The 17,150-nt window shown below is 61.2% G+C and carries 16 protein-coding genes; all 16 read right to left on the bottom strand.

The genetic code is table 11. From position 1 onward, the window contains the following. Positions 1–7 precede the first annotated feature (7 nt). Positions 8–1,369, bottom strand: a complete 1,362-nt coding sequence (locus tag ACESSC_RS02185; RefSeq protein WP_117564266.1) for a M50 family metallopeptidase — start codon at positions 1,367–1,369, stop codon at positions 8–10. 25 nt (positions 1,370–1,394) lie between these two features. Continuing rightward, positions 1,395–2,582 carry a 1-deoxy-D-xylulose-5-phosphate reductoisomerase gene (gene dxr / locus ACESSC_RS02180; protein WP_117564265.1) on the bottom strand — a complete coding sequence of 396 codons (1,188 nt, stop codon included), beginning with the start codon at positions 2,580–2,582 and terminating at the stop codon, positions 1,395–1,397. Beyond that, positions 2,582–3,481 carry a phosphatidate cytidylyltransferase gene (locus ACESSC_RS02175; protein WP_231500749.1) on the bottom strand — a complete coding sequence of 300 codons (900 nt, stop codon included), beginning with the start codon at positions 3,479–3,481 and terminating at the stop codon, positions 2,582–2,584. The genes dxr and ACESSC_RS02175 overlap by 1 nt, the downstream gene beginning before the upstream one ends. Before the next feature lie 2 nt (positions 3,482–3,483). Further along, positions 3,484–4,278 carry an undecaprenyl pyrophosphate synthase gene (gene uppS, locus ACESSC_RS02170; protein ID WP_089573403.1) on the bottom strand — a complete coding sequence of 265 codons (795 nt, stop codon included), beginning with the start codon at positions 4,276–4,278 and terminating at the stop codon, positions 3,484–3,486. A gap of 1 nt (position 4,279) precedes the next feature. Beyond that, on the bottom strand, positions 4,280–4,816 hold the full coding sequence (frr, locus tag ACESSC_RS02165) for a ribosome recycling factor (RefSeq protein WP_089573404.1): 537 nt from the start codon (positions 4,814–4,816) through the stop codon (positions 4,280–4,282). A 2-nt stretch (positions 4,817–4,818) separates the two neighbouring features. Then, entirely contained in the window at positions 4,819–5,541 is a 723-nt protein-coding gene (pyrH, locus tag ACESSC_RS02160) for a UMP kinase (protein ID WP_040359955.1), read from the bottom strand. 117 nt (positions 5,542–5,658) lie between these two features. Then, positions 5,659–6,528 (bottom strand): translation elongation factor Ts, encoded by an 870-nt coding sequence (tsf, locus tag ACESSC_RS02155; protein WP_373161040.1) that lies wholly within the window; start codon positions 6,526–6,528, stop codon positions 5,659–5,661. Positions 6,529–6,573: 45 nt separating this feature from the next. Next, on the bottom strand, positions 6,574–7,302 hold the full coding sequence (gene rpsB, locus ACESSC_RS02150) for a 30S ribosomal protein S2 (protein WP_006236109.1): 729 nt from the start codon (positions 7,300–7,302) through the stop codon (positions 6,574–6,576). A gap of 219 nt (positions 7,303–7,521) precedes the next feature. Continuing rightward, positions 7,522–8,430, bottom strand: a complete 909-nt coding sequence (locus ACESSC_RS02145; protein WP_373161104.1) for a tyrosine recombinase XerC — start codon at positions 8,428–8,430, stop codon at positions 7,522–7,524. A gap of 8 nt (positions 8,431–8,438) precedes the next feature. After that, the gene (trmFO, locus tag ACESSC_RS02140; protein WP_373161039.1) at positions 8,439–9,776 is read right to left on the bottom strand and encodes a methylenetetrahydrofolate--tRNA-(uracil(54)-C(5))-methyltransferase (FADH(2)-oxidizing) TrmFO; all 1,338 of its coding nucleotides are present in this window, start codon (positions 9,774–9,776) and stop codon (positions 8,439–8,441) included. A 14-nt stretch (positions 9,777–9,790) separates the two neighbouring features. Continuing rightward, the gene (locus ACESSC_RS02135) at positions 9,791–10,723 is read right to left on the bottom strand and encodes a DNA-processing protein DprA (RefSeq protein ID WP_373161038.1); all 933 of its coding nucleotides are present in this window, start codon (positions 10,721–10,723) and stop codon (positions 9,791–9,793) included. After that, entirely contained in the window at positions 10,723–12,246 is a 1,524-nt protein-coding gene (locus ACESSC_RS02130) for a YifB family Mg chelatase-like AAA ATPase (RefSeq protein WP_373161037.1), read from the bottom strand. Before ACESSC_RS02130 ends, ACESSC_RS02135 begins: the two co-directional genes overlap by 1 nt. Continuing rightward, complete coding sequence (locus tag ACESSC_RS02125) at positions 12,246–12,731, bottom strand: YraN family protein (RefSeq protein ID WP_373161036.1); 486 nt, start codon at positions 12,729–12,731, stop codon at positions 12,246–12,248. The genes ACESSC_RS02130 and ACESSC_RS02125 overlap by 1 nt, the downstream gene beginning before the upstream one ends. Positions 12,732–12,920: 189 nt before the next feature. Further along, on the bottom strand, positions 12,921–13,709 hold the full coding sequence (gene rnhB / locus ACESSC_RS02120) for a ribonuclease HII (RefSeq protein WP_373161035.1): 789 nt from the start codon (positions 13,707–13,709) through the stop codon (positions 12,921–12,923). A gap of 93 nt (positions 13,710–13,802) precedes the next feature. Then, positions 13,803–14,144, bottom strand: a complete 342-nt coding sequence (rplS, locus tag ACESSC_RS02115) for a 50S ribosomal protein L19 (protein WP_006236098.1) — start codon at positions 14,142–14,144, stop codon at positions 13,803–13,805. Between the two features lie 209 nt (positions 14,145–14,353). Continuing rightward, the gene (ppdK, locus tag ACESSC_RS02110) at positions 14,354–17,104 is read right to left on the bottom strand and encodes a pyruvate, phosphate dikinase (RefSeq protein WP_373161034.1); all 2,751 of its coding nucleotides are present in this window, start codon (positions 17,102–17,104) and stop codon (positions 14,354–14,356) included. Positions 17,105–17,150: the final 46 nt, after the last annotated feature.

The raw sequence follows: 17,150 nt of genomic DNA, 5'->3' as shown, positions 1-17,150 counted from the left end.
CACTCCCCTACAGAATAAAACGAAGGATGTCGGAACGAAGCATATAGACAAACAGCAGTGCAAAGAGCGCGATGCCGACATAGCTGACGATTGTCTGCACTTTGAGCGGCAGCTCGCGGCCCGCAATCTTTTGAATGATCTCGATGACCAGCTTGCCGCCATCGAGTGGTGGGATGGGCAGCAGGTTCATAAAGCCAAGCGAGAACGAAATGAGGGCGGCAAACGAAAGGAACGTGGCAGGGCCGGCAGCAGCGGCCTGTGAGGACATAACGCTAATACCCACGATCGAAGAAGACTGATCGAGAATCTCCATCGTATGCTGCGGCTGGAGCAGGCGCATCACGCCATCCGCTGTCTGCACGACATAGGAGAACGACAGGCGAGCCGACGTGATGGGGTCTAAACGGACCACCTGCGTAGAGGCATACACACCTAGGCGCTCGTCCTCTTTGAGCGCAACCGTGGTCGAATGCTGCTTGCCGTCACGCTCGTACTCGATGGCGATATCGTCCTTACCGGCAGCCTTGCCGATGGCATCGTAGACATCCATCCAAGTGGAACATGAGACACCGTCAACCGAAAGGATCGCGTCACCGCCCTCGATACCCGCCTTGGCGGCAATAGACCCCTCGTCAACCTGACCGATCACGTTGGTATCCATCGGCACGGTGACACCCGCAATGGAATAGATGCTCATAAGGAGCAAAAAACCCGTCAAGATATTGACGATAATGCCCGCGAGCAGCATAAAGGCGCGCTTGAGAAAGCCTTGGCCAAGATAGGTGTGCGAGCGCTCTTGCGCAAGGAACTCGGCCTCGCCGCACGGCAGCTCCCACACATCGCCCTCGGCAGTCGCATGTTCGCGATCGAAACGGCGACCATCAAAGGTGGTATAGCCTGCCTTGTCTCGCGGCAACGTCTGATATTTGGTGGGATAGTAGCTCGGCGAGGGCTTCTCCCCTTCCTCATACCAGGGCGCGATGGAGCCCCAGCCCAGCAAAAGGGCGCATGCCTCGAGCACATCCTCCTCGGAAAGCTCGAGCTCGACAGCAAGGTCGGCCACGGTCACGCGACCATGACGATAGATAGCCGCGAGCACGCGGTCGGCGCACGAAACATCGGTCGGATCCATACCGCAGATGGCAGCGTAGCCACCCAGCAGCAGCGGGGTCACGCCAAACTTGGTTCCAATGCGACGCGACGTGTAATGGATGTCAAAGCGGCACGGCAGACCCAAAAAGAACTCGGTCACACGGACGCCGCAGGCACGCGCCGCCAAAAAGTGGCCGCCCTCGTGCAAAAACACGAGGACGGAAAGCATCAGCAGGCCCCAAAAGACCGATGAGAGAACGCTCAGAACAGTATCCATAAAACGAAAAAGCAATCCTTATGGGTTAGGAACGGGTTGCGGCGAGCACCTGCGCAGCCTTTTCACGCGCCCACGCATCGATGTCGCGAAGCTGCTCAAACGAATCGACCACCTGCATATCGTGGGCGTCCATGCAGGATTCCACAATGCGATCGATATCGGTAAAGCTGCAGCCATCGTGCAGGAAGGCATCGACGGCGACCTCGTTGGCGGCATTGAGCACGCACGGCATGGTGCCACCCGTCTTGCCGGCACGCTCGGCCAGTGCCAGACAGCGGAAGGTATCCATGTCGGCAGCATCAAACGTGAGCTGCCCCAGCTCGCGGAAATCGATACGAGGCGCCGGAGTATCCCAACGCTCGGGATACGAGAACGCGAACTGGATGGGAATACGCATGTCGGATGCACCGAGATGCGCCATCACGGAGCCGTCGGCGAACTCGACCATAGAGTGAATCTTGGACTGACGCTGCACGACCACGTTAATGAAATCGAGGTCGCAGTTAAACAGATGCATGGCCTCAATGCGCTCCAGGCCCTTGTTCATGAGGGTGGCGGAGTCAATGGTGATCTTGGCACCCATGGCCCACGTGGGATGCGCGAGGGCATCGGCACGCGTCACGCGATCGAGCTCGTCGCGCGTGCGGCCAAAGAACGGACCGCCCGAGCAGGTGAGCCAAATGCAGTGGGCCTCGCGCGGGTTCTCCCCCAGATAGCACTGGTAGATGGCGGAATGCTCAGAGTCGACCGGAATAAGCTGGCCCGGTTGCGCCAACGGCATAAGCAAGTCGCCACCGACGACGAGGGACTCCTTGTTGGCAAGGGCAAGGCGCTTATTCGAGGTCAAGGCCGCATGGCTCGCCTCGAGACCGGCGGCGCCCACAATAGCGACGAGCACGCAGTCGACATCGTCGCGACGCGCGAGCTCGCAAACCGCCTGCGCGCCAACGCCGAGCTGTGTGCCCTCGGGCAACTCCTGCAGCACGGCGTCATCGCCATGAGCGACATCGGCAACGGCAACCGCCGGAACCGAGAACTCGCGGGCAGCGGCAACGAGCTCCGAGGTGCTGGAATTAACGGACAGCGCCGTCACCTGCAGGCGATCGGCATGCTGGCGGCACACATCGAGCGCCTGGGTGCCGATAGAGCCCGTACAACCCAGGATGGCAACGCGAAGGCGTCCATCGGGGCCATACGTCGTCTGGAAGGACATTACAGCACGCCTCCGATCATCAGCAACAGCTGTGCGGTGATGCAACCGAAGATAAGCGAATCGCTACGATCGAGCATTCCGCCGTGGCCCGGGATAAGGTTGCCGGAATCCTTGACGCCCACACCGCGCTTGATGCGCGACTCGATAAGGTCGCCGATAACGCCCAGAATGGACACGACCACGCCGCATAGCAGCGCATAGGGCAGGCTGAGCTTGTAGAAGTGCGTCGCCCACAGGATGAGCCAAATCAAAACCGAGCCCAAGATGCCGCCGGCAAACCCCTCCCAGCTCTTTTTGGGGGAGATCTTGGGAACCATCTTGTGCTTGCCGATACGGCTGCCCACGATGTAGGCAAACGAATCGGAGACCCAAAGGGACGCGCAAACGCCCACTGAAAGCAGGGCGCCGGCAAAACCGGGCACGGCATCGCGCAGCAGCACGATAGCCGACAGCATAAAGCCAGTGTAGATGGGACCCATGAGCGTCACGGCCACATCAGAGATGCGGGTACGCGGCGACCAGACATACCAAATGCCCACAGCGAGCATCAAGGCAAAAAGCAGGGCATTCAGCAACATCGAATCGCCCAACGCCGACAGCGGAAAGAGTACGGCAGCAGCGATACCCATGCGCTCGTTAGCCATCTTGCCATCGAGCCTTGTCATACGGAAAAACTCATAGCAGCACAGACCGCTCATGACAGAAACAAAGATGGCCGTGGGCACGATACCCAAAACCAGGCACAGGATAAAGACAACGGCGTAGACGATACCGGCGGCGGCACGGGTAATAAAGCCCGCCAGCCACGAACCGGTGCCGCTCTTCGCTGCAGGCGCTCCCGCAGTGGCAGCTTTGCGCACAGGCGTCTTGGGAGCAGATGCCTTGGGACGATCGGACACGATTAAGCCTCCTCGGTCTTGCTCAGTCCACCAAACCTACGGTCACGGCCCTGATAGGCCAAAATGGCGTCGACAAGGCCCCAACGATCAAAGTCGGGCCAATAGGTATCGGTGACGTAGAATTCGGAATAAGCCACCTGCCACAACAGATAGTTCGAAAGGCGCAGCTCACCTGAGGTGCGAATCACAAGCTCAGGATCGGGAAGGCCGGCGGTATAGAGGTGGGAAGCCACCATGTCGTCATCAATTGCGGCAGGATCGATCTTACCGGCGGCAGCGTCGAGTGCAATCTGACGGACAGCGCGGGTAATCTCGGCACGCGCGCCGTAGTTGACGGCAAGCGCCAGCGTCATACCGGTGTGATCGGCGCACTCGGCAAGACCGCGTTCAAAAACGTCGCGGGTCTTCTTGGGCAGCGCGGAAATGTCGCCCAAAAAGACAACACGCACATTTTCGCGCTTCAGAAGCGGCAGCTCGTCGATAAACGTCTTGGCAAACAGATGCATCAAGACGTTGACCTCATGCTGCGGACGGTTCCAGTTTTCGGTAGAAAACGCATAGGCAGAAAGCACGTCGACGCCCAGGCGCACGCAGGCGGTAATGATCTCGCGCAGCGAGAGGATACCTGCCTTATGACCCTCGGTGCGTGCAAGACCGCGCGACGTGGCCCAACGACCGTTGCCGTCCATGATGCACGAGATATGGTGCGGAATGTTATTGAGGTCAAGGTCGGAAAAACCGACGCCCGCAGGGGCGTCGGCAAAGTACTCGACCAGTTTATGCTCGTCGTATTGCACCTTAGATCTCCATGACCTCGGCTTCTTTTTCCTTCAGAAGCTCCTCGACCTTGGCGACATACTCATCGGTGTGCTTCTGGACCTTGGCCTGCTCGCGACGGACATCGTCCTCGGTGAGCTCCTCATCGCGCTCGAGCTTATTGTTGAAGTCGCGACGGATGTTACGGATAGACACCTTGGCCTGCTCGGCGTACTCACGGCACTCCTTGACGAGCTCGCGACGGCGCTCCTCAGTGGGGGCCGGGAACGGCAGACGAACGACGGTGCCATCGGAGTTGGGGGTAATGCCCAGATCGGAAGCGCCGATGGCCTTGACGATAGCGTTGATGAGCGCCTTGTCCCACGGCTCGATGAGCAGCATGTGAGCCTCGGGGGTCTTGACGGCGGCAATCTGCGTGACCGGCGTGGGGACACCGTAATAATCGACGGTGATGTCGGACAGAATGTTGGCGTTGGCGCGACCGGTACGGACCTTGGAGAAGTTATGCTTGAGGGACTCGAGCGACTTGTCCATATGGGCGGTGATGTTCTCTGCCATGCTTAATCCTCCTGATAGACGAGCGTGCCGACGGGCTCACCCGCGAGCGCGCGCTTGACGGTGTCCTCGCCATCGATGTTGAGGACCAAAATAGGCATACGGTTATCCTGACACAGAGCCGTAGCCGTGGAATCCATAACCTGCAGGCCGCGAACGAGAACCTCGTGATAGGTAATCTTGTCAAAACGGACGGCATCGGCGCACTTGACGGGATCCTTGTCGTAGATGCCGTCAACCTTGGTGGCTTTAATCAGAATCTCAGCGCCGATCTCGCACGCACGAAGAGCCGCGGCGGTGTCGGTCGTAAAGTACGGATTGCCCGAACCGGCGGCAAAAATAACGACATTGCCCTTGGAAAGGTGGTTGATGGCGCGACGGCGAATATAGGGCTCGCAGATCTCGTTCATCTGGATAGCGCTCATCACGCGGCAGGGAACATCGTTATGCTCGAAGGCATCCTGCAGAGCAAGCGCGTTCATAACGGTTGCCAGCATGCCCATGTAGTCGGCCTGAGCACGCTCCATGCCACCGGCAGCGCCGGCCATGCCACGGAAAATATTGCCGCCGCCGACAACGACGCCGACCTCATGGCCAACGGCGAGCAGCTCCTTGACCTGCTTGGCAAGATGGTCGGTAACCTTGGGGTCGATGCCATATTGGCCGTCGCCCATCAGTGCTTCGCCGGAAAGCTTAAGAAGCACGCGTTTATATCGGATGTCGGACAAAGCGATCCTCCTTTAATTAGACTCTCAATATGATATCAAAGGCTCTGATAAGAGCCATGAAAAAGCAGGCTGTGAGTAAAACCCACAGCCTGCTCATTACCAGCTACAAGAGCTTATTTACTCGCCACGGACCAGACGGTCAAAGGCAACGACGGTAATGGTGTCGCCGAGCTCCTTGGAGACATGCTCAGCGTACTTCTTGATGGTGAGGGAGCTGTCCTTGATGAACTCCTGCTCGGTGAGCACGGACTGCTTGTAGAACTTCTCCAGACGGCCAACAGCCATCTTCTCCTGGATAGCCTCGGGCTTGCCGGACTCGGCAGCCTGGGCCATGTAGATCTGCTTCTCGTGCTCGACGGTCTCGGCCGGAACCTGATCGCGAGTAGCGCAGATCGGTGCGACGGCGGCAACCTGAAGGGCAACGTCGTGAGCGAAGGTCTTGAAGGACTCAGCCTGAGCGGTCTCGGCCTTCTCGAAAGCAAACTCGACGAGGACGCCGATCTTACCACCCATGTGGATGTAAGAAGCGAGCGCGCCGTTCTCGGCCTTGCGGGCAGCGAAGCGGGAGATCTTCATGTTCTCGCCCATGATGTGAATCATCTCGGTGAGCTCGGAGGAAACGGTCTCCTCGCCCATCGGCTTCTCGAGCAGAGCATCGACATCGGCCGGCTCGGTGGTGGCGACAACCTCGGCGACCTTGGAAGCAAAGCCGGTGAACTTGGCGTTGGAGCCAACGAAGTCGGTCTCGCAGGAGAGCTCAAGCAGAGCGCCGGTCTTGCCATCCTCGGAGACGAACGCGGCTACAGCGCCCTCGTTGGTCTCGCGGCCAGCCTTCTTAGCAGCCTTGGCGAGGCCGTTCTTGCGCAGAACGTCGACAGCGGCGTCCATGTCGCCGTCAGCCTCGACGAGAGCCTTCTTGCACTCCATCATCGGGGAGTCGGTCATCTCGCGGAGCTGCTTGACCATAGCGGCGGTAATCTGGGCCATTGTGGTTCCTTTCAAAGAGATGAAAAAGAATTAACTAAGACTGACTTACTCGGCCTTGGGCTCAGCGGCCATCTCGGCCTCGGAGACCTGCTCCTTGCCGGAGCCAGCGAGGCAGGCGTCAGCCATGAGCTCGCACATAAGGGTGACAGCAGAGATAGCGTCATCGTTGCAGGGGATGCCGTACTCGACCTCGTCGGGATCGGAGTTGGTGTCGATCAGAGCGACGACGGGGATGTTCAGGCGCTGAGCCTCCTTGATGGCGTTCTCCTCGCGCTTGGTGTCGATGACAAAGAGAGCCTGGGGCAGACCCTTCATGTCGCGGGCGCCACCGAGGTTGGTCTGGAGCTTGGTGAGCTCCTTGCCGAGAACAGCCTGCTCCTTCTTGGGGAGCACTGCCATGCGGCCGTCCTCGACCATGGCCTCAAGCTCCTCCATGCGGTTGATGCGGGAGCGGATGGTGACGAAGTTGGTCAGCATGCCGCCGAGCCAACGCTGGTTGATGTAAGGCATGTTGGCGCGCTCAGCAGCGTTCTTGACGGCCTCCTGAGCCTGCTTCTTGGTGCCGACGAACAGCACGTTGCCGCCCTTGGCGACGTTCTTGACGAAGGTGTAGGCCTGGTCGGCGTCGAGGATAGTCTGCTTGAGGTCGAGGATGTAGATGCCGTTGCGCTCGCCGAAGATGAACGGCTTCATCTTGGGGTTCCAGCGACGGGTCTGGTGACCGAAGTGGCAGCCGGCCTCGAGCAGGGTGCGGATATTAATCTTGGTAGCCATGTTAAACCTCCTGTGGTTTGCCTCCGCGCGGGGTCATCCTCCAAAACCAACCCGGACATGTGCTACCAAAGCCCGGGCACCACGGTATGAAGTAGCCGCGCGTGCGTGATAAAAACCTGTTGCCGTGAAGCAACCCGATGAATGATAGCAGGAATGCATCTTCCTGCCAACCCGCAATCAAAACCACACACCTGAGCGCGGCGCGGGACGTCCCAGCCACTATTCGCCGCGGGGATGGGCTTGAGCCACAGCCCGCTTAAGCCGATCGGGTGTGAGATGCGTGTAGATCTGCGTCGTGGACAGGCTCGCATGACCTAGCAGCTCTTGAACCGAGCGCAGGTCCGCGCCGCCCTCGAGCAAGTCGGTCGCAAAGGTATGGCGCATCGCATGCGGGGCGATGTCGGCCGGAATGCCGGCGAGCGTCGCCAGCATATGAAACCGCCGCCTGAGCATGGCGGCACTCATGCGATTACCGCGCGCCGATATAAGCAGCGGATGCGGCCCGGTAGCGGGGTCACGACGCTTTGCCTGAGCGAGCAACTCCGGCCTCCCCTCCTCAATATAGAGACGCGTCGCCTCGAGCGCACGACGATACAGAGGGACGATACGTTCTTTGCTCCCCTTGCCCCACAGGCGCAGCGTGCGTTCGGACCACGCAATGGACTCCACATTGAGTGCTGCGAGCTCAGAGATACGGGCGCCCGAGGCATAGAGCAGCTCGAGCATCGCCGCATCGCGCAGCCCCGCTGGCGCCGAGGTGTCAGGGGTCTTGAGTAACGCCTCGACTTGCTGGGTCGTCAACACGCCGGGAAGGTCGCGCGGCAATTTGGGCGAGGATATCGCCGAGACCGCATCGCCCTCAACGATCCCCTCGGCAGCCATCCACCGATAGAGCGAGCGAATGGCTGACAGGTGCGCCGCAAGGGTCCGAGGTGCCACCTGGTTACGCGAAAGCTCGGCCAAATAGGAGCGAACCGTCCGTACGTCGGCGGCGCGAGCGTCGACACCTTCACGGTCGCACCACGCGGCGAAGTGCTCCAGCCGAGAGGCGTAGGCGGTTACCGTATTGGGAGCGAGCCCTTCGACATGCGCAATGTAGGCGATGAACGAGTCGACGGCATCGTACAGGTCAAAGACTATGAACGGTCGCCTCCAAACAGATCGGAGCGCGTTTCCAGATAGGCATCCAGGGCCTTAAGCGCGCGGTCCGCGTAGGCCTGGTAGCGATCGCGCTTGCTGCGACGCTTACCGTCCTCGAGCGGCGGCACGAGGCCAAAGTTGACGTGCATGGGCTGATAGCCCACCGTGGCCGGATCGGTCGCGTAGCCCACGAGCGCGCCCAGGGCGCCCACACGCGGCAGCTCGATAGGAGCGGCCTCAATGGCCTCGGCATAGGTGTTGAGCGCGGCGAGCAGACCCGTCGCCACAGCCTCCATGTACCCCTCGGTGCCGGTAATCTGCCCTGCAAGACGCACGCTCGTTCCGGGTACGGCAAAGGTGCCGTCGAGCACGTGCGGCGCATCGACAAAGGTGTTGCGGTGCATGACGCCGTAACGGAAGAACTCGGCGTTCTCCAGGCCGGGAACCATATGGAAGACGCGCTTCTGCTCGCCGAAGGTCAGGTTGGTCTGGAAGCCAACCAGGTTATAGGCGGTCTTCTCCTTATTCTCGGCACGCAGCTGAATCGCTGCCCAGGGACGGCGACCGGTGCGCGGGTCGGTGAGCCCGACGGGCTTCATGGCACCAAAGCGGATGGCATCCTTGCCCGTGCGTGCAACCTCCTCGGCGGGCTGGCAGGCCTGGAACAGGTCCCCGCCCTCAAAATCCTTGAGCACCACGCGGTCGGCCGTGGTGAGTGCCTCGATAAAGGCCTCGTACTCTTCTTTGTTGAGCGGGGCATTGAGGTAGTCGCCACTCCCTTGCTCCTCGTAGCGCGACTGCGAGAACAGCACATCCATATCGAGCGTCGAGGCATCGACAATCGGGGCGGCCGCATCAAAGAACGCCAGGGCGTCGCCACCGACAAGCTTCATGACCTCCTCACTCAACGCCGGCGAGCACAAAGGGCCCGCGGCGATAACCACATGACCCTCGGGAATCTGGGTGACCTCGCCGTGGACGACCTCGATATTGGGGCGGGCGGCAACCTCGGCCTCGACGAGCTCGGAGAATTTCACGCGGTCGACCGCCAAGGCACCGCCGGCGGGAACGGCGGCGCGATGAGCGCAGTCGAGCAGCACCGAACCCATACGCTCGAGCTCGGCCTTCAGCAGGCCGGCGGCGGAATCGGGGCGGGTCGACTTAAACGAATTAGAGCAGACGAGCTCCGCCAGGTGATCGGTATGGTGGGCAGGAGAGCTCACCTGCGGGCGCATCTCGCACAGCTTTACGGCAAACCCGCGATCTGCCAGCTGGATCGCGCATTCCGATCCCGCCAGACCGCCACCGATAACCGTCACCTGATCAAAGAGCATCTGCAAACACCTTTCTAATTGACACGCTTTCCATTGTGACCGAAGGGTGTCTGGGCGTGAAGCGCAAACTTTGAGGGCGCATACCTTCCATCCATCATGCGTTCGATGAGGCCCTCGAGCTCGAGCGAACCCAGGAGCTTAAGCACGCCGACGGCATCGAGGGAGACGAGCGCGGCGATATCATCGACCTTGAGCGGCGAGGCGATGAGGGCATGCATCACGGCTTGCTGCGTGGGATCCAGATCGGCGATGCCGGGCGCATCGGGTCGCGAGTAACGCAGGGTGCCATAGATGCGCGAAATTGCCATCTCGATAGATTCCTCGTCGATAATGCAGCAGGCGCCGTTCGCAATGAGGTAATTCGTGCCACGTGACTCGGGCGACAAAATGGAACCCGGCACGGCCAGCAGCTCGCGCCCCAAGTCCATGGCGGTCTCGGCGGTAGAAAACGTACCCGAAGGCATGCCGGCCTCCGACACAAAGAGCGCCTGCGACAGCGCGGCGATCACGCGATTGCGCCGCGGGAAGGCAAACTTGCGCGGCCCCATGCCCCACGGCGAGATCGACACGACCGCCCCGCCGGCATCGAGCGTGCGGGCGATAAGCCCTGCACTCGAGCGCGGGTAGACCACATCGGCGCCCGTTCCAAGCACCACGACGTGCTTGCCGCCGGCATTGACCGCGGCCCAACCCGACGCCTGGTCGCAACCGACCGCACCGCCCGAAACCACCGTCACCCCCGCCTCCACGGCTACCTTGGCCGCAAGCTCCGCGACGGCAAGGCCATAGGGAGACGCTTTACGCGCACCGATAATCGAGAGCGCCGGCGTCGAGAGCACCTCCGGGTTGCCGCGCACAAAGAGCGTCTGCGGCACATCGGAAAGCTCCAAGATAGAAGCGGGATACAGCTCGTCTGCGGGATGCAGCTCGTAGCGGGCCTCATCCATCACTGATCCCTCCTTCCCTGATACATGGCGGCCTCGAGCACGTGGTCTTGCGTCACCCGCTCGCTTTCGGCGACATCGGCAATCGTGCGCGCGATGCGCACCAGGCGCACGATACCGCGCCCCGTGAGATGCGTGCGTTTCGACAGGCCGAGCACGCACTTCTCCGCCGCCCCGTCGAGCGCAAAAGTCGACACGACGCCATCGATGGAGCGAGACTCGTCATCCTCTGCCTCGGCATCCATATCGTCCATACGAGCCTCACGCCAGGCGCGAAAGGCCCGACCGCGGATAACGTAGTCGCGCAGCTCGGCCGACGACATGCCCTCGGCGCCCTCGATAATCACTTGCGGATCGGGGCGGGTCACGTCGATCATCAGGTCGATACGGTCGGCCAGGGGACCGCGCAGCTTTGACCGGTAGCGCTCGACCATCGATGCCGAGCAGCGACACGGCACCTCGCGATCGCCCAAAAAACCGCAGGGGCAGGGATTGCTCGCCGCAAGCAGCTGAAAACGCGAGGGAAACGTAAAGGCCCCGTCAACGCGTACGATCCTGACATAGCCGCGCTCGATAGGCTGTCGAAGCGTCTGCAACACACCGGTGGGAAACTCGGCGAGCTCATCCAAAAAGAGCACGCCGCCGTGCGCCAGGCTAATCTCGCCCGGATGCACCGGTCGCCCTCCGCCGATGAGGCCCGCAGTCGAAATACTGTGATGGGGGCTTCGAAACGGCCGATGTCCCGCAAGCAGGCCATCGATGTTCTCACCTAGGACCGAATGGATACACAACGCCTCCTGCTGGTCCTCGACGGAAAGTTCGGGCAAGATACCCGTCATGCGGCGTGCAAGCATGGTCTTGCCCGATCCCGGAGACCCGATCATAAGCAAGCCCAACTCCCCTGCCGCCGCAAGCGCCATGCCGCGCTTGGCCACCTCCTGCCCCAACACGTCGGCATAATCGAGCTCGGGCTCAAAGGTGGCCTCGAACCCTTCAGAATCCAGATAGTGCCGAGCCGCCTCGCCCATACCGTGGGCAAGCTGCGACAGATGATCAATAAAACCGCAGTCGACTCCTGCAAGCGGAACATGTTGGTCGGACCTGCCGGCGATAAAAGACAGCCCCATATCGCGAGCCAGCAGCTGGAATGCCACCTCGCCCTTTACGGGAAGCACCGTGCCATCCAAGCCAAGCTCGCCGGCAATGAGACAGCGATCGAGGTTGTCGCGGGGAATCTGTCCGTCGGCCGCAAGCACCGCAATGGCTATAGGCAAATCAAAGCCGCTACCAGTCTTTCGGATATCGCCAGGCGCCAGGTTAACCGTAATGCCCGAGCGCGGAATCTCGAACCCGGCTGAGCGCATCGCGCACCGAATACGCCCGCGCGACTCCATCACCTCCATACTCGGGATACCGAGCATCTGGATGCCCGGGATGCCGCCCGCAAGCGACACCTCGACCGTGACGGGAATCGCCTCAACGCCGCGGATACAGGCCGCGTGAACGGCAAAGGTCTCGAACGCCATCACGACACCTGCCAATCGAACGCGTTGTACTGATGCTCGATCTCGGCGATATGCCCGCCGCGAATGGTGACGCCCACCGCATCGAAGCGAATTGCCTTGAGCGGATAATGCTCCATGAGGTAGCAACTCGCAATGCGACGATAGCGCCGCTGCTTTTGGGCGTTCACCGCTTCCTCGGGAAACACCCGCGTTTCGCAATTAAGCGCGACCCGCCTGGTCTTGACCTCGGCCATCACCACCACATCGTCGAGCTCGTCAAGCAACACCAAGTCGGCCTCGCCCTCCGAGCATCGATAGCCTTGCTCCAGCAGGGCATAGCCGCGCTCGTTAAAGTAGTCGATGGCGATAAGCTCGCCCAACATGCCGAGTTCTCGAGGGCTGAGCCCCTTGATAAACTCGGGCGTGATCGAGCCGCAATCGAGCTCCCCTTCTTCCCAACGCTCCTTGAGCTGCTGCGTCTTGCTCTTTTTGCTTGCGGCACTCATGGGGTCTCCTTTCCCGCACGCTGCATTGCCCCGATGATGAGGGCACCTTTCATGCGGGTAAGTACCGGAAGCAAACCAAAAGCTGACCAAATGCCGTCAAAAAACGGGCCGTACGCAGCAATGGTGTTGCATACGGCCCGCTACCAGCAGGTTTATAAAACCCCTGAGGTCCCTGTCTCCACAATTGACCTAGAAAAGGCGCTCAGTCTGCAGAAAGTTTCCGCAAAAGCTCACGCGGTGCAGTGGACAAAGTCCATGTTTGCGAATGGCCTCGATGTGCTCGGGGCTTGCGTAGCCTTTCGATTCGGCCAAATGGTACTCGGGATACTCGGCATCGTACTCGACCATCATCTCATCACGCGTGACCTTGGCCATGATGGACGCCGCGGCGATACAGGCGATCTTGGCATCGCCCTTCACCACGTCGCGCTCGTTGGGAACGGCGCCCAAGGGGTTACCGTCCATAAGCACGCAATCGGGCTCGAACCCCGTATCGGCCACGGCGCCCGCGACAGCGGCTCGAATGGCGCGGGCCATGCCCATCTCATCGATATCCTTAGGCGCGATATGGCAAAAACCAATTGCCGTCGCCACCTCGGCAATCTTCACTGAGAGCAACTCGCGGCGCGCCGGCGTGAGCTTTTTGGAATCGTTGATGCCCCAGACGCGCGGCTCCATAGGAAGGCAGACGGCGCATACCGTCAAAGGACCGGCCACCGATCCGCGACCCACCTCGTCGACACCAACGACCACCCCATCGCCGCCAAGCTCATGCATAAGCTCGTACATGTCATTGACGCGCTCGCGCTCGGCAAGTTCCTTGGCATGGCGCTTAAGAGCACGCTCGCAAGCCTTGATCACCTGCTGGCGCGGGTCCTCGCGATAATGCTCCACGAGGGCGGGGATCTCCTCAAACGTAGCGCTCGCCAACTCACCGGCAACCTGCGATGCCGAAACCGAGCTCGTCATATTGGCCATACCAGGCCCTCCTTGCATGCAAATCAGATAAAAAGAAGGGCCACCCGAAGGTGACCCTTGTGTCCAAACGAGTGGACAGACGCTGCGATCTTCTTAGCGCTTCTCGGGGATGCGAGCAGCCTTGCCCACCTTGTCGCGGAGGTAGTACAGCTTGGCGCGACGGACGCGACCATGACGAACGACCTCGAGCTTGGCGATCTTGGGGCTGTGAAGCGGGAAGGTACGCTCAACACCGACACCGAAGGACATCTTGCGGACGGTGAAGGTCTCGCGGGCACCGGCGCCGGCCATGCGGATGACGTCGCCCTGGAAGACCTGAATGCGCTCGCGGTCGCCTTCCTTAATGCGATAGTGAACCTTGACGTTGTCGGCGACGCGAACCTGAGGAATGTCCTCGCGGATCTGCTGACGCTCGATTGCGCGGATGTAATCCATGTGCAATTCCTTACTCTTCTAGAGGTGCCGTACCACCTTGGCCGGCACGTAGTTGAACAAACGTATTCGAGTATACACGCGCGGGTTTCTGCTGCAAGAACATTTTTTCACGCAGACAAAAAGACAAAACCCGCACATGATAACCGCCCGTCTCACGAATGAGACGGGCGGCATGAAGGGGGCTGCGCTAGGCGTCTAAACCCAAAACGTTAGGCGGAACGCTTGGCCTCGAGCTTAGCCTGAGCGGCAGCCAGGCGCGCGAGGGGCACGCGATAGGGCGAGCAGGACACGTAGTCCACGTCGGCCACGTTAAACAGGCCCTTGATGGACTTGGGGTCGCCGCCGTGCTCGCCGCACACGCCAAAGTGCATGTCGGGATTGGTGGCGCGGCCCTTCTCGACGGCCAAGCGCACGAGCTCCAGCACTGCCGCGTCGATGGTCTCGAAGGGGTTGTCTTTCAGGATCTTTTTATGCATGTACAGCGGGATGAACTTGGCCTCGGCGTCATCGCGCGAGAAGCCAAAGGTCGTCTGGGTGAGGTCGTTGGTGCCAAAGCAGAAGAAGTCGGCGTGCTGCGCGATCTCGTCGGCGACCATGCAAGCGCGCGGCAGCTCGAGCATCGTACCCACGGGAATGTTGAGCTCGACACCTTCCTCGGAGGAGACCTCGGCGATCACGCGCTCGATGACCTCGCGAGTCTGAACGTGCTCGGCCGTAATGGAAACGAGCGGGACCATAATCTCGGGACGCGGGTCGACGCCTTCCTTGATAAGGCGGGCGGCAGCCGTTGCCACGGCACGGACCTGCATGAGCGGCAGGTCACCGAAGACGACGGACAGGCGCACGCCGCGCAGACCGAGCATCGGGTTGGACTCGACCATGCCGTCGATACGACGCAGGCGGGCACGCAGGGCGGCAAGCTCTTCCTCGCTGGCGCCGGCGGCCTCCTTCTTGGTGATGGCGACCTCAAGCTCACGCGGATCGTCAAGGAACTCGTGCAGCGGCGGATCGAGCAGACGCACGACCACATCGCGACCGGACATGGTCTTGAACATCGCCAGGAAGTCCTCGGTCTGGACCTTGAGCAGGTCGGCCAGGGCCTGCTGCTTTACGGCCTCGTCATCGGACAGGATAAAGCTCTGGATGATGTTCTTGCGGTCGCCCAGGAACATATGCTCGGTGCGGCACAGGCCGATGGCCTCGGCGCCAAACTCGAGCGCGAGCGCGGCATCCTCGGGGTTGTCGGCGTTGACGCGCACGTGGTTGGCGTGGCCGCAGGTCTCGTCCAAGCGAATCTCGTCGGCCCAGGACAGGATGGTGTCCAGGTCGCCGGTGAGCTCGGCCGAAACCAGGACGACGGCGCCGTCGACGACGATGCCCTGGGTACCGTCGATGGAGATGACATCACCCTCGCGCAGCACGCGGTCGCTGCCCTCGATGTGCACGACCTTCTCGGCAGCGTCGATATGGAAGCGCTCGACACCGCAGACGCAGGGCGTACCCATGCCGCGGGCGATAACGGCGGCATGGCTCGTCTTGCCGCCATGGCTGGTCAGGATGCCCTCGGCGGCGACCATGCCCTTCAGGTCGTCGGGGTTGGTCTCCCAACGAACCAGAATGACCTTGTGACCCTCGGCGGAACGCGCGACGGCGTCGTCACTCGAGAACACGACCTCGCCCACGGCGGCACCGGGGCTGGCGTTAAGGCCGCTGGCCAGGGCCTCGTACTTCTTGGAGGCGTCGAACTGCGGGTGCAGGAGCTGATCGAGCTGCGCGGGATCGATGCGGCTCACGGCCTCCTCGCGGGTGATGAGGCCCTCCTCGACCATCTCGATAGCGATGCGCAGCGCGGCGGTAGCGGTGCGCTTGCCCACGCGAGTCTGAAGCATCCAAAGTTTACCCTGCTCGATGGTGAATTCGATATCGCACATGTCGCGATAGTGATCCTCGAGCGTCAGGAACACGCGCTCGAGCTCCTCACCTGCAGACTCGAGGCCCGGGGTAGTCTTGAGGTCGGCGATGGGCTCGGTGTTACGGATGCCGGCGACGACGTCCTCGCCCTGGGCGTTGACCAGAAAGTCGCCGTAGAACTCCTTGGTGCCGTCGGCCGGGTTGCGCGTAAAGGCGACGCCGGTCGCAGAGGTCTCCCCCTTGTTGCCAAAGGCCATGGCCTGGACGTTGACGGCAGTACCGAGCTCGTCGGAAATGCCGTGCTGCTTGCGGTAGATGCAGGCGCGCTCGTTCATCCAACTGCCAAAGACGGCTTGGATGGCAAGGCGCAGCTGAAGCTCAGGATCGTACGGGAAGACGGGCTTGCCGTCGGCGACCTCGAGCTCGGGATACAGGACGGCCTCGACGTTCTCGGAGAAGATGCCCTTAAAGGTCTCGACGAGCTCCTGCAGGTCCTCGGCCGAAAGCTCGGAATCGACGCGAACGCCGGCGACCAGGCGGGCCTGGGTCAGCGCGTTCTCGAACAGGTCGGCGTCGACACCCATGACGACGTTGGAGAACATCTGGATAAAGCGACGGTAGCTATCCCAGGCAAAACGCGGGTTTTGTGTCTGGGCGATAAGGCCCTGAACGGAGTCGTCGTTGAGGCCCAGGTTGAGAACCGTGTCCATCATGCCAGGCATGGAGAACGGAGCGCCCGAGCGAACCGACACGAGCAGCGGATCGGAGGCGTCGCCGAGCTTCTTGCCGCAGCGGGCCTCGAGGTCCGCCTCGGCGGCAACGATCTCATCGAGAGCGTCCTCGGGCCACACATTGCCGGCACCGGAGTACTCGACGCAAGTCTGGCAGGTAATGGTAAAGCCACCGGGAACCGGCAGGCCGATACGGCTCATCTCTGCAAGGTTAGCGCCCTTGCCGCCAAGCACGAAGTTCATGGACTTGTCGCCCTCGGTGACACAGGTGCCCTGGGCGTCGGTTCCAAAACGGTAAACCCTCTTGCAATCGCTCACGATACTTCCCCTTCCATGCGCTCTCGCGCACGACCGTGGTAACGAA

Source organism: Collinsella aerofaciens (genome assembly GCF_964243765.1).
GTDB classification, from domain to species: Bacteria; Actinomycetota; Coriobacteriia; order Coriobacteriales; family Coriobacteriaceae; genus Collinsella; species Collinsella aerofaciens_BU.
This window is presented reverse-complemented; position numbering and strand designations above follow the sequence as displayed.

Bases quoted from the DNA above. Each gene is read 5' to 3' on its own strand.
- ACESSC_RS02185 (WP_117564266.1), bottom strand. From the start codon at position 1,369: ATGGATACTGTTCTGAGCGTTCTCTCATCGGTCTTTTGGGGCCTGCTG.
- dxr (WP_117564265.1), bottom strand. From the start codon at position 2,582: ATGTCCTTCCAGACGACGTATGGCCCCGATGGACGCCTTCGCGTTGCC.
- frr (WP_089573404.1), bottom strand. From the start codon at position 4,816: ATGGCAGAGAACATCACCGCCCATATGGACAAGTCGCTCGAGTCCCTC.
- tsf (WP_373161040.1), bottom strand. From the start codon at position 6,528: ATGGCCCAGATTACCGCCGCTATGGTCAAGCAGCTCCGCGAGATGACC.
- rpsB (WP_006236109.1), bottom strand. From the start codon at position 7,302: ATGGCTACCAAGATTAATATCCGCACCCTGCTCGAGGCCGGCTGCCAC.
- trmFO (WP_373161039.1), bottom strand. From the start codon at position 9,776: ATGCTCTTTGATCAGGTGACGGTTATCGGTGGCGGTCTGGCGGGATCG.
- ACESSC_RS02135 (WP_373161038.1), bottom strand. From the start codon at position 10,723: ATGGATGAGGCCCGCTACGAGCTGCATCCCGCAGACGAGCTGTATCCC.
- ACESSC_RS02130 (WP_373161037.1), bottom strand. From the start codon at position 12,246: ATGGCGTTCGAGACCTTTGCCGTTCACGCGGCCTGTATCCGCGGCGTT.
- ACESSC_RS02125 (WP_373161036.1), bottom strand. From the start codon at position 12,731: ATGAGTGCCGCAAGCAAAAAGAGCAAGACGCAGCAGCTCAAGGAGCGT.
- rnhB (WP_373161035.1), bottom strand. From the start codon at position 13,709: ATGGCCAATATGACGAGCTCGGTTTCGGCATCGCAGGTTGCCGGTGAG.
- rplS (WP_006236098.1), bottom strand. From the start codon at position 14,144: ATGGATTACATCCGCGCAATCGAGCGTCAGCAGATCCGCGAGGACATT.